This window comes from Rhizobium oryzicola, assembly GCF_030504645.1.
Taxonomy (GTDB): domain Bacteria; phylum Pseudomonadota; class Alphaproteobacteria; order Rhizobiales; family Rhizobiaceae; genus Neorhizobium; species Neorhizobium oryzicola.
In genome coordinates this window covers 506,242-522,704 of record NZ_JAUKWQ010000002.1, presented here as the reverse complement: position 1 = coordinate 522,704, position 16,463 = coordinate 506,242, and the positions used below count along the sequence as shown (strand labels likewise).

14 protein-coding genes and 1 tRNA gene are annotated in these 16,463 nt (G+C 58.8%); 7 read left to right on the top strand and 8 right to left on the bottom strand.

Annotated elements, in window-relative coordinates; all coding sequences use genetic code 11:
* Positions 1–140: 140 nt before the first annotated feature.
* The 4 genes from Q2T52_RS09805 to Q2T52_RS09790 are packed head-to-tail and all read left to right on the top strand — an operon-like array spanning position 141 to position 3,351.
* Entirely contained in the window at positions 141–1,187 is a 1,047-nt protein-coding gene (locus tag Q2T52_RS09805) for a hypothetical protein (RefSeq protein ID WP_302076531.1), read from the top strand.
* A complete protein-coding gene (locus tag Q2T52_RS09800; RefSeq protein WP_302076530.1) occupies positions 1,184–2,047 on the top strand; it encodes a tyrosine-type recombinase/integrase in 864 nt (287 codons plus the stop codon). The genes Q2T52_RS09805 and Q2T52_RS09800 overlap by 4 nt, the downstream gene beginning before the upstream one ends.
* Positions 2,048–2,056: 9 nt before the next feature.
* Positions 2,057–2,236, top strand: a complete 180-nt coding sequence (locus Q2T52_RS09795) for a hypothetical protein (protein ID WP_302076528.1) — start codon at positions 2,057–2,059, stop codon at positions 2,234–2,236.
* Entirely contained in the window at positions 2,233–3,351 is a 1,119-nt protein-coding gene (locus Q2T52_RS09790) for a tyrosine-type recombinase/integrase (RefSeq protein ID WP_302076527.1), read from the top strand. Before Q2T52_RS09795 ends, Q2T52_RS09790 begins: the two co-directional genes overlap by 4 nt.
* 8 nt (positions 3,352–3,359) lie before the next feature.
* Here the strand turns inward: Q2T52_RS09790 and Q2T52_RS09785 are convergent.
* A tRNA-Ile gene (locus Q2T52_RS09785) sits at positions 3,360–3,435 on the bottom strand.
* Between the two features lie 180 nt (positions 3,436–3,615).
* On the opposite strand from Q2T52_RS09785, the gene Q2T52_RS09780 reads away from it, so the two are divergent.
* Positions 3,616–4,359, top strand: a complete 744-nt coding sequence (locus Q2T52_RS09780; protein WP_302076526.1) for an SIMPL domain-containing protein — start codon at positions 3,616–3,618, stop codon at positions 4,357–4,359.
* An 80-nt stretch (positions 4,360–4,439) separates the two neighbouring features.
* Here Q2T52_RS09780 and Q2T52_RS09775 read toward each other — a convergent pair whose 3' ends face one another.
* The 3 genes from Q2T52_RS09775 to Q2T52_RS09765 form a co-directional block, all read right to left on the bottom strand.
* Entirely contained in the window at positions 4,440–4,778 is a 339-nt protein-coding gene (locus tag Q2T52_RS09775; protein WP_302076525.1) for a hypothetical protein, read from the bottom strand.
* 139 nt (positions 4,779–4,917) lie between these two features.
* Complete coding sequence (locus tag Q2T52_RS09770; protein ID WP_302076524.1) at positions 4,918–5,340, bottom strand: secondary thiamine-phosphate synthase enzyme YjbQ; 423 nt, start codon at positions 5,338–5,340, stop codon at positions 4,918–4,920.
* Between the two features lie 28 nt (positions 5,341–5,368).
* On the bottom strand, positions 5,369–6,562 hold the full coding sequence (locus Q2T52_RS09765; protein WP_302076523.1) for a DUF930 domain-containing protein: 1,194 nt from the start codon (positions 6,560–6,562) through the stop codon (positions 5,369–5,371).
* 182 nt (positions 6,563–6,744) lie between these two features.
* On the opposite strand from Q2T52_RS09765, the gene Q2T52_RS09760 reads away from it, so the two are divergent.
* Positions 6,745–6,981: a DUF2798 domain-containing protein gene (locus tag Q2T52_RS09760; RefSeq protein WP_302076522.1), complete on the top strand. Its 237-nt coding sequence runs from the start codon at positions 6,745–6,747 to the stop codon at positions 6,979–6,981.
* A 66-nt stretch (positions 6,982–7,047) separates the two neighbouring features.
* On the opposite strand, the gene Q2T52_RS09755 is transcribed toward Q2T52_RS09760, so the two are convergent.
* The 4 genes from Q2T52_RS09755 to Q2T52_RS09740 all read right to left on the bottom strand — a co-directional run bounded on the left by Q2T52_RS09755 (position 7,048) and on the right by Q2T52_RS09740 (position 14,849).
* Positions 7,048–9,087, bottom strand: a complete 2,040-nt coding sequence (locus tag Q2T52_RS09755) for a toll/interleukin-1 receptor domain-containing protein (RefSeq protein ID WP_302076521.1) — start codon at positions 9,085–9,087, stop codon at positions 7,048–7,050.
* Between the two features lie 377 nt (positions 9,088–9,464).
* Positions 9,465–11,513 (bottom strand): RNA polymerase sigma factor RpoD, encoded by a 2,049-nt coding sequence (gene rpoD / locus Q2T52_RS09750; RefSeq protein ID WP_302076520.1) that lies wholly within the window; start codon positions 11,511–11,513, stop codon positions 9,465–9,467.
* 383 nt (positions 11,514–11,896) lie between these two features.
* Positions 11,897–13,924, bottom strand: coding sequence for a DNA primase (gene dnaG, locus Q2T52_RS09745; protein WP_302076519.1), 2,028 nt, complete (start codon positions 13,922–13,924; stop codon positions 11,897–11,899).
* A 472-nt stretch (positions 13,925–14,396) separates the two neighbouring features.
* On the bottom strand, positions 14,397–14,849 hold the full coding sequence (locus tag Q2T52_RS09740; RefSeq protein WP_302076518.1) for a GatB/YqeY domain-containing protein: 453 nt from the start codon (positions 14,847–14,849) through the stop codon (positions 14,397–14,399).
* 378 nt (positions 14,850–15,227) lie between these two features.
* Between Q2T52_RS09740 and carA the strand changes: the two genes are divergently transcribed.
* Positions 15,228–16,436, top strand: coding sequence for a glutamine-hydrolyzing carbamoyl-phosphate synthase small subunit (gene carA, locus Q2T52_RS09735; RefSeq protein ID WP_302076517.1), 1,209 nt, complete (start codon positions 15,228–15,230; stop codon positions 16,434–16,436).
* Positions 16,437–16,463: the final 27 nt, after the last annotated feature.

Below are 16,463 nucleotides of genomic sequence, written 5' to 3'. Positions count from 1 at the left end.
CCTGGTTCAATCAGGCGGAAGCGATTAGAGCTCACAGCCGTCAGCGCCCATTAAATCTGCTGACGATGGTTACAAATATATGCTCATATTCAAGTAAGTCCAGCTCTAGTTTGGCCCCCACACCCCAACCGAATTTGAGGTTGGGCGACGACGGCGAACAGTTCGTCAGAGACGCAATCAGGTCAGCCTATGATCGCGGATACAACGGCGCTCGCAACGCCAAGAGCGTGCCGGGGGATAGCGCCCTTGGCTATCGCGGCAGAGACATGAGTGAAGAGATCGCAGTGGATGTGCTCGCGCGCCTTCATCGCCTCCCTTCACCCTCATCACATGTGAGCGTCCCGAAAGGCTGGAAGCTCGTTCCCGAGATCCCGACCGAGGAAATGGAATGCGCTCCGGATCATGAGGATTGCGCCACTCCCGACGCCGCGAGAGCGACCTATCTGGCGATGCTCGCAAAGGTCCCGCCGTCGCCACTGGATATTGTCACCGTTGAGGTAATCCCCTCGCCTCAGACGCATGTGGACGTGGAAGATATCAGCGAACAGAAGCTCGCCACCATCGTCGCACCGGATAACGGATCACCTCACGAAGTGCTATCCTACGTCCTAGAATGCGCGAAGGCATGCGTTCCGGAAGCTCGCATCATCGGCAATGCCCGTGCTGGCGATATTGCTCGCGCTATCGAGGCAATACCCGCGCCCCAGTCACATGTGGGGGGTTATTCTTCGCGTTTGACGCTGTTTTCGATGCTGTTCCGCCGTCTGACCAAGGCGTCTACTCGCCTGTCCGACTTGACGTCCTCCCATATCGCCCAGGCGCAAAAGGCGATGACCAATGAGCTGGCCACCCGAAAAAACCAAAGTGCACCTGTGGGCCCGAATACCGCCACCAGCAGCGCAGAACGCGGGTTTGAGCTTACATCGTTGATTAAGACTAGCCCCACTGAAAAGATAACAATCAGGCACGCCAGAATTGCCTTCGTCTTTAAAAATCTTCTCACAATGCTAACCTCGCCGCTCACCGCAGCCTCCAAACGGGTATCGCCAGAGACCATCCTCAACCACGATAGCGGATCATTCAAAAACCGGAAGAAGGCGAATGCTGGCTGCAATCTAGCTGGGATGCATCATCTGTTAGCGCACCCCGCACCCCAACCGACAATTAAGGATGGATCGACGCCATGACGGTTCATCCCTGTTCGACCGCGTTCACCTACCCCAGCGAAAAGACCTTCCGCCAGGCCGCTGAAAGCTACATCAGCAACGGCCACGAAAGCCGCTATCTGGATAAGATCATGCCGCACCTTGGCGACATGCCGCTTGCTGCGATCTACCCCTACGATGTGCGTGAGCTGGCAAAGACACTCTATCCTGCGCATAGCAACTCGACACGGAATCGCTGCGTGATCACGCCTATCAGGGCGGTGCTGTATCACGGATACGATCGAGGATGGGGTCCGCAAAGCCGGTTGCGAAACCTGAAAGAGGAACAGCCCAAGCGCAAAAAGGCTGCGTCACAGACCTGGCTTCACGATTTCTTCCGTCAATGCGACCGTGATGGCGCGCCTCATATTGCCGCGTTGGTGATGTTCATGTCTCAGACCGGTGCTCGCGTCAGCGAGGCTTTGCGCCTTGCTTGGCCAGATGTCGATCTCGCCGCGAAAACTGCCGTCCTGTTGCGCACCAAGACCAGCACCTATTCCGTACGTCATCTTTCAGACCAGATGATCGCGCGGTTCTACGCCCTGCGGCAGAGTGCGCAGCGGCCCACGACGGTCTTCCGGTTGACCGATCGCAGCCATGTCAATGTGCGCATTCGCGAGATCTGCGGACGCGCTGATATCCCATACAAGCCTTCACATACCTGCGGACGGCATTCCTTCGCCACCAACGCCATAGCGCTTGGCAACGATATCAAGACAACGATGGAAGCCGGCGGCTGGAAAAGCGTGGCCGTGTTTCTGGGCACGTACGTCAACCCAAGGCACGCAGGCCGGAAGGTGGCCGAATCGTTCAACCTGCAACACTGCGACAGCGAGAGTTAGAGGTCAGAGATGAGCACACCCGCTATAGTCAAGGCCTCCGATCTCAAACGCATGGGAGAGTTCGTGCTAAAGAACCCCGGCTTGCGCGTGGAGATTGAAAGAAATGGCGTTTTGATCCGGGTTGCCCCCGATATCCCCGTTATCAACAGCCGGCGCGCCGTTGCTGAACAGGAGGAAATACGTCTGTGATCGACGGTATGCCGAGGAAGCTCCCACTCTATGTTGTGAAGCAGAGGGGCCGTTTGGAACAGTGGGTCTACTACTTCCGAATCGGCAAGGGAAAGCGTGTTCGCCTTCCGGCTCCGAATGAACCTGATTTCATGCAGGCTTATCAAGCTGCGCTATCTGGTGCCGATCTGAAGAAGATGCCGCGCGAGATCCCGCAGACAATCGGATGGCTGATGGCGCGATACATGGAAAGCGCCGACTGGGCAAAGCTGGAGCCCGCCACACGCAAGCAGCGCAGCAACATTTTCCACCACATCAAGGAAAAGAAAGACAGGAGCGGTATCAGGCTTGCAGATAAGCCTTTCACGCTGATCAACCGTAAAGCCGTGATGGCCGGCATGGAAGATCGTGCCGACACACCAGCCGCTGCGAACAATTACCTGAAATCCATATCGTCGCTCTGCAAGTGGGCTGTGAGAAACGCCCATATGGATGCGAACCCGGCTGAAGGCATCCCGAAGTTCAAGCTGGATGGTGACGGCTTTCCGGCGTGGGAGATAGAGGACGTTCGAGCCTTCTGCATCAAATGGCCCATCGGAACAAAGCAGAGGCTTGCACTGGAGCTAGCCATGCATACGGGCCTTCGGCGATCCGACTTGGTTCGTGTCGGCCGCCAGCACCTGCGAGGCAACGTACTGACGATCGGAACACAGAAGACGAAGGCGCGAATTGCCGTCGAGCTGCCACAGCGGGTGATCGACATCATCAATGCTACACCGACAGGTGATCTGCATTTTCTTGTCACAGAATACAACAAGCCGTTTGCTGTGGCTGGTTTTGGGAATTGGTTTGGGGAAGCCGCTCGCAAGGCGGGAATCGAAAAGAATTCGCACGGCCTGAGAAAATTGGCCGCGACCATGGCCGCAAACGGCGGCGCAACGGCCCATCAGTTGATGAGCCAGTTCGGATGGTCGAACTCAAAGCAGGCTGAAGTCTACACCAGACAGGCCGACAGAGAGCGCCTGGGCGTGGTCAGTTCGCGTATAGTGAGCGAACAGTTGATGAACGAACTTGCCCCTCACACTGATCAACGTGAGGGATCTATTCCAGAAAGCGAAACAAAAACAGTAAGTTAGAAGTTGAATGGTGGGCCCGGAGGGACTCGAACCCCCAACCAAGCGGTTATGAGCCGCCGGCTCTAACCATTGAGCTACAGGCCCGGCTGCCCGTTACGGGCAGCGCGCGCCGCGTGCAATGGTTCACGTCGGCGCATGGAGGATGCGTGTAGCGGAAAATTCTCGGCATCACAAGCAGTCGCCGCATTGGCTTCACAATCGACATGCACCGCTGCCTGCACATCAGCAATGGCTTGATGGACAATCATAACACGGAGGATCGTGATGAAGGCTCGACTGACAGGCACCCTTGGCGCAACCGCACTGGCCGGTGCCCTGCTGCTGTCTCCCATGGCATCATCTGCGTTTGCAGCAGAGGCTCCAGAAACCCCGCAGATTTCCGTCACGGGTGAAGGTCAGGTCTCCGTCGCGCCGGACCAGGCCATGCTGCAACTCTCCGTCACCCGCACCGCGGAAACGGCGGCTGCGGCTCTGTCGGCCAACAACGGCGCCATGCGGGATGTGCTGGCCGCACTGAAGGCGGAAGGCATTGCTGATCGAGACCTTCAGACCAGCGACGTCTCGATCTACCCGCAATACAACCAGCCGGAAATGCGCAACAACAAGCCGGTCGCCCCTGTCATTGTCGGTTATCAGGTGTCGAACGGCGTCACCGTTCGCGTCCGAGATCTGACAAAGCTGGGTAGCCTGATCGACAAGACCGTCAAGCTCGGCGTCAACCAGGGCGGCCAGGTGAGCTTCATCAACGAAAACCCGAAGGCTGCCCTGAACGAGGCGCGGCGAAAGGCAGTTCAGGATGCCATGGAGAAGGCCCGCCTGATGGCGGAAGCGGCCGGCACGGAGCTGGGATCCATTCTGTCGATCGAGGAAAATAATGTCAGGCCCATGCCTGCCATGCCGGCCCCGCGCATGATGGCCAAGGAAATGGCGGCTGATAGCGTGCCGATCGCCAGCGGCGAAAACACCTATAACGTGGCGGTTCAGGTGCGCTTCAAGCTCGGCAAGTAACGAAAACCGCCCGCTGCAGGACCACTGCAGCGGGCGATCTCAATCGATCCATCGCGATAGAGGCGACTGATCGCAAATTGTTAGCGACGCAGAACGGGGCAGCCGCGAACATTGGCAAAGGCGATCCGGTCAGGACCACGGCGGTCAAAGCCTGCCACGACCACGACGCGCGGGTTCACATCCACCACGCGGGCACGACGAAGGCCCATGCGCGAGGCCTTTTCTTCCGCCAGGCCCGGAGAGCAGCGATCACGACGATCGGGACCTGGACCCCAGTGACGCGGCGGCGGGCCACCCCGATCCCACTGCACGGTCGTGAAGCCCTGTACGCTGGCTGCTTCCGCACCGGTCAAGGTGGCAGCAAAGCCGGATGCTGCAATCAGTACGGCAAGGCCCGCTTTTGCAAAAAGATTGGTCATGGGTGTTTCTCCGTCATTGGCTCGCCAATTCATAGCGATTGGCTAAAATTATGCCGATTTGTCTGAACGGTCGCCAAACCTTCCGTTCACGCAGCGTTCATATGGAGCGCGCGCCTTCATAGGCAATAGCTGTGTCGTTTCAGACGGATAGATGCAGGAAGACCTCACGGCGGTGCGGCCTGTCGCGATGTTCGAACAGATAGATGCCCTGCCATGTCCCAAGCGCCAGGCGCCCCCGCATGATGGGAATACCGATCGATGTGGCCGTCAGCGCCGCCTTGATATGGGCCGGCATATCATCCGGCCCTTCCGTCGTATGCACCATCCAGCGCATGGAGGCATCATCACTTGGTGGCACAAGGCGATGGAAGAATTCCCTCAGATCTCGCTGAACATCCGGATCGGCATTCTCCTGGATGATCAACGAACACGAGGTATGGCGCACGAACACGGTCAGCAGCCCCTCCTCCGCCCCTGATGATCTCACGAAGTCGGCCACCTGATCGGTGAACTCGTAGAGACCCTGCCCGCGGGTGGAAATGGTCAAAAGCGTTTGAGGCATGCGAACTCCTGAATCACAAAGGAAGGGATCAGTCCATCGGGAAGCGGCGCTGTCGCCATTCGGCCCGCGGCACCGGCTCGCCCACCGAATAGGCAAAAGAGAGAACGCGCGTTGCGCCGGCATCCACTTCGCAGCGCAGACGCAGATCATACCAGGCGCCCTTTGCACGAAACGCGAGATTGCTCGGTTCGACCACAGTACCCGTCGACTGGCGCAATGCGGGCAGTATGTCGGGCGGATAGTGCTGACCGGAGCGCTGCAACTGCGCAACGAGTTCACTTGAGCACAGCTCCCCTACCCGTTCTCCGCGGCTGACGCCTGCCATTGTCATCATAGCACCAAGGTCGCCCGTGGCCGCCTGGGAATAAAGCTTCTTCACCTCCTTCGGTGGCGGCACCTTATCGGCCACAGTCTTCTCCTGTTGAGGCTTGACGGTTGGCTTCGGTGCCTCGCCAATCGCGGAAGCGGCAGAGCCTAGAGCAATAGGGTTATCGGCCAGCCCCGGCCCAACCTCTGGAAGCGTGATATCAGGCAGTTTCGGGGCGGCCGCATCCGCCTTGTCCGTCGCCGGCGCATCGGGTTGGTCGGGCTTCGCCTGTTCCGCTTTGGCAGCTTCGGCTTGCGGTTTTGCATCCAGCGTCGAGGGCGTCGCGGCAGCAGTTGGGGGCGCCGGCTGATCCTTCAACGGGGTCTCCTCCGGCTTTGCATCCGCGTCTGCGCTATTGCCATCCAGCTGCTTCTCCGGCCCTTGCGTCTTGTCGCCAAAGCGGAACACGGGCCTGAGAGCAGGGATCGGCGGCGCCTTCACATCCTGTCCCTCTGGCTGCTCCTTGGGGTTTTGCTGCTTGGGTGCTGGTGGCGGGGGCGGTGGAGGCGGAGGTGGAGGTGGTGCCTCGGCCTTCTTCTGCTCTTCCGGCGGTGGGGGAAGCTCCAGCTTCTTTTCCTCAGGCGGCGGAGGCTCCTCTTTCTTCTCCTCCGGTGCCTTCTCCGGCTGCGGCGGCACGAGATCCACCGATACGCTCTCTTCTTTCGGCGTCAAGTCACGCGGGGAAAGCGTCAGGAAGAAGGGCAGGACGACGATGGCATGCAGGGCGACAGAGGCAATCATGCCCCACTTCAAGCCGTTGCGCCGCTTCGGCGCCTGCAAATCTTCATCCTGCATGGCACCGATGTAGGGCTGAAAGCTTGCGGGCGCGAGTCCCGTTGCGGGCAAATCCCGCAATATTCACCATTCCCCTCTTGCCAATCGCGTGAAGCCCGGATTAGGAAATGACTGCTGGCAATGTCCAGCCGTAAGCGTCTGACGTGAAGCAACGCATTCCAACACAGGTCGTCGATCCGTCGATGAGCTCAAGTGAATGCTGCAAGATGGCCTCGAAGACCTACGTCAGAAAGACTTTTCCCATGATAATACGCTTTCCCGCCCACTACGCCGGGATTCTCATGCCGCTAGTTCTCTCTATCCTGATGACCTTCGTCGTCTCAGGCGTCGCAACGCTCAAGAACCTCGGCCCCGCGCCGGGCTTTGTCACAGGCTGGATGTCCGCCTGGGGCATCTCCTGGCTGATCGCCTTCCCCACCCTGCTCTGCGCCCTGCCCGTCACCAGGCGCATCGTTCAAGCCCTGGTGAAACCCGCCTGAAACGCAAAAGCCCGGCTGGAGAGTTCCAGCCGGGCTTTTGGTCCTGTCTGTTCAAACACGCACTACTCAACTGGAATTGGAGAGCCAATCGAGTATGGGGTCGATCCATTTGGCATAAGCCGAAACAGCCTTATCAATACGCTCAGCAGTCTTGCCCCCTTCTTCGACACGGCGCAAAACTGCCCAAATGCGATTTTGCATGCTCATCTCGGCATGCTGAGCGGCGCGGACAGGATCTACACCGGCAATCGGATCAGGCGGCAAGGTAATGTGAGCTGAGGGTAGTGACTCTTGGCTGGACGCCCCTTCTTGGGTTTCTTTTGCGGGGTGCGCAACATCCACGGCATGCCCAAAAGCCGCGCCGACTGATGTATCGAACACTGCAGGCGTATTGCTTTGGACGACCTTCCGCAACTCGCTCAGCGCCTCCAACGGCGGGGGCTCTGCTTGGCGAGCCTGCTTCACATCGTCGTAGAAGCTGAGCAATTCCGGGAAATAGACCCTTAGCCCGTAATGAGCCTCAATCAAGCGCTGAAGCCGTGGGGCAAAGCGATCGCAAACAATACCGTACCGTAAATCACTCTCAAGATCGTCCCGCAGATTGCGTAAAGCTGCATCGGCGGAATAGATGCTTTCCGTGGCGTTCATTGGCAGCCGGTCGCGATAATTTTCCAACTCCTTTTTATAGTGGTGACCTACCTGAAAGCGGCTTTCTGCCAATCCACCGATCAAATCAATCGCGATGTCCCTCGCCGCCTCCAGTCGCCTCCGTGCATCCCCGGGATCACGGCCCGGCAGAACACTCACACTGTTCATCGTCCCGGCCACAGCGGTTATCGTATGCCTCGGCGTTAGCTCAAACTCATAAGGGGAGCGTATACCGGGGACTTCGGAACGCTTCAGCTTGCCGATAGCCTCAAGCACTGCATTGCGCCGAGCATCACCGGAAAGGCCCACAATTGATTTATAGACGATCTGCTTCGCCAACGGCGGCAACTCGGTCTTCTCGATCAGGATCGGGACGAGATACCGCAGCTCACCGGAGGGATCACGGTTATAAGCGGCACTCCACTCCGCCTGACATTGCTTCGACGAAAAATAGGCGGGCGACAAAAGGGCCATAAACCGTTTTGCGTTTAGACCTTTCTGCATTTCGGTGACGAAGTTAGATCCCGGCACAAAATCCTTGAGCTGAACGATTGTCGAGTAGCCCGCGTCCTCCAAGTATCCGTTGATCTCGCGGGCTTCAGCCTCGTTTTTGGTGGAATAGCTGATGAAGAAGTTAATGTTATCAGCCAATTTGTTCGAAGCCGCTTCCGGCTGTGGACGTGTCTCCAGCCGCTCCGCCAGATCCCGCATAACGATGTCAGGCTTCCGCGCCCAGAAGGCACCGTCCTCCTGTGCCAGCGCCAGCATAACCGGCCCTACCTCCTCCCCCAGCCTAGCGAAGGGAGTAACACCGTCCCGCAAGGCTTGATAGAAAGTATAAATGAGCTGCCAATCGGGGCTAAACGCGTCAAGCGCGCTTCTAAACGCCACCTCCCAATCGAGAAGTTCGTGCGGCACCCGTCCCTGTGGCCAGATCGGCTCGGTAAGACAGACGCCCACAGAGGCATGCCGCATGCTCACGAGATCACTGGCAATAGCGTGCCACACGACCTCTCCGGTCGCATCAGTAGCAGCGGTCCTAGCAATAGAGGCGACTGATGCCACCGCAAGTGCGGCGGAGGCAGGGTCGGCCGAACGGGCGGCGCGACGGACAGCAACGCGAGCATTACGGCTGAGTACAACGAGGGCACTACTGATAATGGGTACACCGCCGCGGGCAGAACCTGCAACAGCAACGCCGCCGCCACCTAGAGATTGACTGGCAACGGCTAAAAAAGTCTTTTCATAGGCCGGAAAACTGCGTGCCGACCAAGAAAATAACGCCGCCTTAAACGTTTCAAGAGTTAGCCGCCGGTTTGGACTCACGATCAATGGCATAACACGAATGGCCGATCGTAGCGCCAGCACCTGCGCCTCGGCTATCGGACGGTCCTGGAGATAAACCGCCAGTGATTTGCGATCCGCGATATCTGCAATGTGCGGCACACGATCCGTCATCAGTACCCCTGCCCCTCAATCCTCTCCAACATGCACAACCGTCCTCTACCCGACAAGGCAAAGTTGAGGGCACCCGGAGAGGCGCTCCCGTTTACACCCAGGTTTTCGCGCCCTCCCACGGGCGTCATGCTCGGGCTTGACCCGAGCATCCACAGACGCACCGTCACTTCGCCTCAATAGCTGGATCCTCGGCTCAAGGCCGAGGATGACGGCGGGTGAGGCAGGATGACGGCCCGAGATGCAGACGCGGCAAAAGGGAGAAGGAGGGGGCTGAAAGTCGAGGACGGCAGCAGGAGCGGCACGATAACATGCAATCAACGCAAAAAGGCCGGAGCGTTTCCACTCCGGCCTCTCTTCATTAATATTCGGCAGCTGCCTCAGCTATCCAGGAAGCTGCGCAGCTTGCGGCTGCGGCTCGGGTGCTTCAGCTTGCGCAGCGCCTTGGCTTCGATCTGGCGGATACGTTCGCGGGTGACCGAGAACTGCTGGCCGACTTCTTCCAGCGTATGGTCCGTGTTCATGCCGATGCCGAAGCGCATGCGCAGAACGCGCTCTTCACGTGGCGTGAGCGAGGCGAGAACGCGGGTCGTCGTTTCGCGTAGGTTCGCCTGGATGGCAGCGTCGATCGGCAGAAGCGCGTTCTTGTCCTCGATGAAATCGCCGAGATGTGAATCTTCTTCGTCGCCCACCGGGGTTTCGAGGGAGATCGGCTCCTTGGCGATCTTCAGAACCTTGCGCACTTTTTCGAGCGGCATGGCAAGCTTTTCCGCCAGTTCTTCCGGCGTCGGCTCGCGGCCGATTTCATGCAGCATCTGGCGCGATGTGCGAACGATCTTGTTGATCGTTTCGATCATGTGCACCGGAATACGGATCGTGCGGGCCTGGTCGGCGATCGAACGGGTAATCGCCTGACGGATCCACCACGTCGCATAGGTGGAGAACTTGTAGCCGCGGCGATACTCGAACTTGTCGACCGCCTTCATCAGGCCGATATTGCCTTCCTGGATGAGATCCAGGAACTGCAGGCCACGGTTCGTGTACTTCTTGGCGATGGAGATGACGAGACGCAGGTTGGCCTCGACCATCTCCTTCTTGGCGATGCGTGCTTCGCGCTCGCCCTTCTGTACCATGTGAACGATGCGGCGGAATTCCGAGATCGAAATGCCGGTCTCAGTCGCAAGGTTCTGGATCTCCTGACGGATCTCCCGGATCGTATTGGTTTCAGCGCGTGCGAATTCCTTCCAGCCGCGAGCGGCGAGATTGGAGATCGACTTCATCCAGTGCGGATCAAGCTCGGCCCCCTGGTACTGCTCCAGGAAGCTGTCGCGCTTCACGCCATAGCTTTCCGCGAGACGCAGCAGGCGGCCTTCGTTCTGCACGAGGCGCTTGTTGATGTCGTAGAGCTGCTCGACAAGGCTGTCGATGCGGTTCTGGTTCAGCGACAGCGACTTCACCGCCGTGATGAGCTGATCCTTCAGTTCCTTGTAGCGGCGCTCCTGACCGGAAGACAGCGTGCCGGTGCAGGACAAACGGGCTTCCACCTGCTGATCCTGCAGCTTGCGCAGCTTCTTGTAGGTATCGGCAATGGTGTCGAGCGTTTCCATGACCTGCGGGCGCAGTTCCGCTTCCATGGCGGCAAGAGACAGGCTCGATTCATCATCGTCCTCTTCTTCCTCTTCCGGCATGGGCATGTCACCACCAACATTGGTGATGTCATCGTCACTGGCGGCACGCGGCCTGCGGGTCTTTTCCTTTTCCTCGGCAGCCTTGCGGTCCGCCTCGATCTTTTCCGGGCTCTGGAACTGCGGTGCAGCCTTGGCTTCTGGACCGGAATATGTGGTTTCGAGATCGATGATCTCGCGCAGCAGCGTGGTGCCTTCGTTCAACTCGTCGCGCCAGATGATCAGCGCCTGGAAGGTCAGCGGGCTTTCGCAAAGCCCGGCGATCATCGTTTCGCGGCCAGCCTCGATGCGCTTGGCAATGGCGATTTCGCCTTCACGCGACAGAAGTTCCACCGAGCCCATTTCGCGCAGATACATGCGCACCGGGTCGTCGGTACGGTCGGTCGGCTCTTTCTTCTTCGTCGCGGCAACGGCGGTACCAGTCGTCGGGGCCAATTCGCCGCCTTCGCTCTCGGCCTCGTCGTCGCTCTCGTCTTCGGTTGCGTTCTGCTCTTCGGCTTCTTCGTCTTCAACGACGTTGATGCCCATGTCAGACAGCATGGCCATAGTGTCTTCGATCTGCTCGGAGGTCACTTCCTCCGACGGCAGAACCGCATTCAACTCGTCCATGGTCACATAGCCGCGCTTCTTTGCGACTTTGATCATTCGCTTGACCGCGTCGTCAGAAAGATCGAGAAGCGGACCATCCGTAGCGCCATCGCGTTCGTTTTCAGCTTCTTCGTTTTCTTTGACTTTAGTTGCCATGTATTCGTCTTTCCTTGGACGTCCTATGCAGCGATGCGCCAAGCCTTAGCGGCAACGCTCGGAACAGCGGCTTTGCGAATCGCAAACAGACACGTACCGGGTGGACATTAATTCCCGCTTAACCAAGAGTGCGGCCACGATATGACCAACCCGCCTTGGCCGTGTCATCGCAGCTTTCCCGCCTCGCTTCACCTAATTCTGCTTGAGACGGTGATTCCCACAATTTTGCTCCCCGTCAAGCCTTATTCAAGGCTCACCGTCGATTGCACATGGAAAATTTCGGATCCCCGCGTATTTCGCACTTAGAGCGGAGGGTTGGCCAATATCTAGTGATGCAGTTCAATAAGACAAGGGTCTTTAGACTTACAATTTGTAATAGTAGCTTAACCGGATGCACTTTGGCTGACAGCAACGCCTTTGACGCGCCCCGACATGACACCGAAGCCATCAATGATGGCTTCCTGGTTTTCCATGCGCTGGATCTCCATCTGAACTTCCTGCAGTGCGCGCAACAGAGGCTCCACATTGTCTTCGTCACCAACCTCCGTCGCCGCCGCCAGTTCCCGCTCCAGCTCGATCTTCTGGAAGCGCAGCGCCTTTGTCCGCTTGTGCAGCGAAAGCGCCTGCCGATAGCCTTCACGCGCATCCTCAGGCGCCGCCTGAACGGTCGCGATCCATAGCCGGGCATTGCGCACCTGCTGGTCGAGAGACGTGATCAGCGCCTCGAAACCTTCAGCCGACAGCCGCTCGACCAGATAGTCGCGCGACAGATGAGGCCCCGCCGTTGCGGCAGCGGGCAGCACGGCAGACCAGAAGCGCTGGAGATCGCGGTTGTCGAAATCGATCGAGGCGATCTCGTCATATTCCTCCAGCAGCAGTTGCGGATGGTTGACGATGGTCAGCGCCAGCACGGTTTCGCGCAGCGTCGGCAAATCCTGATGACCACGCACCATGCCTGAGCGCGCCAGCCGGTCCGATACACCGAGCCCGGCGGACGGGCCGCCCCGCTGGGCGCCGCCGCGTTGCTGTCCGCCTTGAGAGCCGCCACGCCCGCCAAAGCCACGCCCCTGCTGATAGGGCTGGCGACGCTCGCCGCCGTTCATTCGCCCTACGGAAAAGAAACCGTTCAGCCGGTCGCGCATGTCCTGCTGGTAATGGCGGCGCACGTTTTCGTCCGCAATCACCGAGACAATCTGCTTCAGCCGCGCCTCCAGCTCCGCGCGCTTTTCCGGCGTATCGAAATTGGCACCCGCCGTCTCGCGAGACCAGATCATTTCTGCCAGCGGCTTGGCCTGCGCCATCACCTTGTCAAAGGGCGCCCTGCCCTCGTGACGCACCAGATCATCCGGGTCCTTGCCATCAGGCAGCAGCGCAAAGCGCACCGAGCGCCCCGGCCTGATATGCGGCAAAGCCAGGTCTGCGGCGCGGTTAGCGGCGCGAATGCCCGCGCCATCGCCATCGAAGCACAGGACCGGTTGCGGCGTCATCCGCCACAAAAGCTCCAGCTGATTTTCCGTGAGTGCCGTGCCAAGCGGTGCGACAGCATTCTCCACCCCGGCCTGATGAAGCGCGATCACATCCATATAGCCTTCGACGGCAATGATGGTGCCACTGTCTTCGGCGCCCTTTGCGGCCCCTTGAGCCGCGCGGCGGGCGCGGGTGAAATTGTAGAGCACATTGCCCTTGTGGAAGAGCTCGGTTTCGTTGGAGTTCAGATATTTCGCCGGCGCATCCGGCGACATGGCGCGTCCACCAAACGCGATCACCTTTTCGCGTGAGGACAGGATGGGAAACATGATGCGGTCACGGAAGCGATCGTAGGAGACCGGCACATTCTCATGGATCACGAGACCACAGGCTTCCATCTGTTCCTTCAGCACACCTTTGGATGCGAGATGCTCCTTCAGCGCGTTGCGGCTTTCGGGCGCGTAGCCGAGGCGAAAGGTTTCAATAGTCTTTGCCGTCAGGCCACGGTCGCGCAAATAGGCACGAGCCTTTGCACCGACAGCCGTCTGCAGTTGATCCTGAAAGAAGCGGGTCGCCATTTCCATGACATCAAGAAGCGTCGTGCGCTCCTTCTCACGCTTTTCTGCCTGCGGATCCGGCTGCGGCATGGCAACACCGGCCATGTCGGCAATCTGCTGCACGGCCTCCGGAAAGCTCAGGCCCTCCAACTCCGTCAGAAAACGGAAGTGGTCACCGGACACACCGCAACCGAAACAATGATAGCGGCCCTTCTTGTCCTCGCAGTGAAAGCTTGGACTTTTCTCGCCGTGGAACGGGCAGCAGGCCCAGTAATCGCCACGCGGCACATTCGTCTTCTTCCGATCCCAGGTGACGCGACGGCCGACCACAGCCGAAATCGGCACGCGATCGCGTATCTCGTCAAGAAAGGTATTGGGAAAGCGCATCGTCACCTCGCGGAAACATTGTTCTATAGGCGCAAGGGCTCCGGAAAGCCATGGGCGTGGCGATCAACACACGCAATCCACAGGCAGACAGAACATGCCGGGCGTGAAGTAAGAGTAACGCGGAAGCAGAACCCACCATGGCCGCGACGAGCTATCGCTGAAGGTCACGCGCTTCCCTTAATAGGTTAGAAAGGAGCGAGCTTAAGACTTTTTTGAGGCAGACAAAGATTGCAAAAAATTATGTTTTTGTAATTTGAAGGCTGGCGCAGGCAGGACTACACCAGCTCTCGTGGTTGCCCGACGTCCCACTCTCCAACGGGTAATCACATCCACGGGATATCGCCCAAACCCCAGTGGCGGAATCTCGAAAAACAGCCCAACTGTCCCCCCAGATGGCTGTTAAATGTCCAGGCGCTAGAGGCAGGATCTCCCCCGATCCTGCCTCGCTTGTTTTGGAACGTCTGCAGTGCGATTACTTCAGCAAATCCTTGACGATCGCCGAAGCCTTGGCGAAGTCCATCTGGCCTGCGTAACGTTCGCGCAGAACGGCAATGCACTTGCCCATGTCCTTCATGCCCTGCGCCCCAACTTCGGCAATCACGGCGCGGCAGATCTCTTCGATCTTCTCATCCGAGAGCTGCTCCGGCATGAAGCTTCGGATCACCTCGATCTCCTCACGCTCCTGCTGGGCAAGCTCGGCGCGCCCACCTTCCTCGTAAATCTTGGCGGATTCTTCGCGCTGCTTGATCATCTTCTGCATGATCTGCAGGATGTCGTCATCGCTTGCCTCATCCTTGCCGGCACCGCGCTGAGCAATGTCACGCTCCTTGATGGCGCTTTGCACCAAGCGAACGGTTGATAGCCTGCGGGCATCCTTCGCCTTCATGGCTTCCTTCATCGCAGCGGTCAGCTGTTCACGGATCATCTTATCTACCTCCTTGAAGCGCATTCGCCCATGGCGGACGATACGACATGGCAATCTCATCACTCGTAACCCACATAAGGAGTTCCTCGCGGGTGGAGCAAAGCTTCGCACGGGTCATAGACGAGCCGCACGAAACGGGCAACAAAGCTTGCGTATTCTCTGTATGGGCTCAAACTCATCGATAATGCCCACGAAATTCAGGCAATTCAGGCTGCTCGCGATTGACCGCGGGGAAGGCTTTGTTTATTTTCCCGCACCTGCACGACAATTTAACACAAATCTTGAGCGCGGCCCATTCGCGCGCCCTTTTCTGCGACCATAAACGGCCCTCGGGCCCCGCTGCGATCCGTGGCGGGCCAAGGGCGGAGACGAACCATTATGACTGAAACTGCACCCTGGACCACAGCCAAGCCCACAGCCCTTCTTGTCCTGGCGGACGGAACGGTCATCGAGGGCATCGGCGTCGGCGCGACAGGCAAGGTAACGGCTGAGGTGTGCTTCAACACCGCTCTCACCGGCTATCAGGAAATTCTGACCGACCCTTCCTATCTCGGCCAGATCGTCACCTTCACCTTCCCGCATATCGGCAATATCGGTACCAACGACGAAGATATCGAAGATCTGACGCCTGCAGCACGACGCGGCGCAGTCGGCGTGATCTTTAAGGCCGACATCACTGACCCCTCGAACTTCCGCTCGTCGCGCCACCTGAACGACTGGCTGGCCTCGCGCGGCATTATCGGTCTCTCGGGCGTCGACACTCGCGCTCTGACAGCATGGATCCGTGAAAAGGGTGCGCCAAATGCCGTGATCGCGCATGACCCGAATGGCGTCTTCGACATCGAAGCGCTGAAGGCGGAAGCACGCGCCTGGGGCGGTCTTGTCGGTCTCGACCTCGCCAAGGAAGCAACGTCCGGTCAGTCTTCGCAGTGGACTGAAAAGCCCTGGGTCTGGAACGAAGGCTATGACGAACTGTCGGCCTCGGATGCCAAGTATCACATCGTCTGCGTCGACTATGGCGTGAAGCGGAACATCCTGCGCCTCTTCGCAGGCCTCGACTGCAAAGTCACGGTGGTTCCCGCGACAACCTCGGCGGAAGACATTCTGGCACTAAAGCCGGATGGCGTCTTCCTGTCCAACGGCCCTGGCGACCCGGCAGCAACCGGCGAATATGCCGTGCCGGTCATTCGCGAGATCATCAAGACCGATCTGCCGACATTCGGCATCTGCCTCGGCCACCAAATGCTGGGGCTCGCCGTCGGCGCCAAGACCGAGAAGATGCACCAGGGCCATCATGGCGCAAACCACCCGGTCAAGGACTACACGACCGGCAAGGTGGAGATCGTCTCCATGAACCACGGCTTCGCGGTCGACTCGAAGTCGCTGCCGGAAGGTGTTGAAGAGACTCACATCTCGTTGTTTGACGGCACCAATTGCGGCCTGCGGCTGACTGGCAAGCCGGTCTTCTCCGTGCAGCATCATCCCGAGGCTTCGCCTGGCCCGCAGGACAGCCACTACCTGTTCCGCCGCTTCATGAATCTCGTGCGTGAGCGCAAGGGCGAGCCAGCTCTGGCCGAACGCGCTTAAGACGCACTAAAATCATCCAGGAGAAGG

Bases quoted from the DNA above. Each gene is read 5' to 3' on its own strand.
- Q2T52_RS09795 (WP_302076528.1), top strand. From the start codon at position 2,057: ATGAGCACACCCGCTATAGTCAAGGCCTCCGATCTCAAACGCATGGGA.
- rpoD (WP_302076520.1), bottom strand. From the start codon at position 11,513: ATGGCAACTAAAGTCAAAGAAAACGAAGAAGCTGAAAACGAACGCGAT.
- Q2T52_RS09770 (WP_302076524.1), bottom strand. From the start codon at position 5,340: ATGCCTCAAACGCTTTTGACCATTTCCACCCGCGGGCAGGGTCTCTAC.
- carA (WP_302076517.1), top strand. From the start codon at position 15,228: ATGACTGAAACTGCACCCTGGACCACAGCCAAGCCCACAGCCCTTCTT.
- Q2T52_RS09775 (WP_302076525.1), bottom strand. From the start codon at position 4,778: ATGACCAATCTTTTTGCAAAAGCGGGCCTTGCCGTACTGATTGCAGCA.
- Q2T52_RS09800 (WP_302076530.1), top strand. From the start codon at position 1,184: ATGACGGTTCATCCCTGTTCGACCGCGTTCACCTACCCCAGCGAAAAG.
- Q2T52_RS09760 (WP_302076522.1), top strand. From the start codon at position 6,745: ATGATAATACGCTTTCCCGCCCACTACGCCGGGATTCTCATGCCGCTA.
- Q2T52_RS09740 (WP_302076518.1), bottom strand. From the start codon at position 14,849: ATGATCCGTGAACAGCTGACCGCTGCGATGAAGGAAGCCATGAAGGCG.
- Q2T52_RS09755 (WP_302076521.1), bottom strand. From the start codon at position 9,087: ATGACGGATCGTGTGCCGCACATTGCAGATATCGCGGATCGCAAATCA.
- dnaG (WP_302076519.1), bottom strand. From the start codon at position 13,924: ATGCGCTTTCCCAATACCTTTCTTGACGAGATACGCGATCGCGTGCCG.
- Q2T52_RS09780 (WP_302076526.1), top strand. From the start codon at position 3,616: ATGAAGGCTCGACTGACAGGCACCCTTGGCGCAACCGCACTGGCCGGT.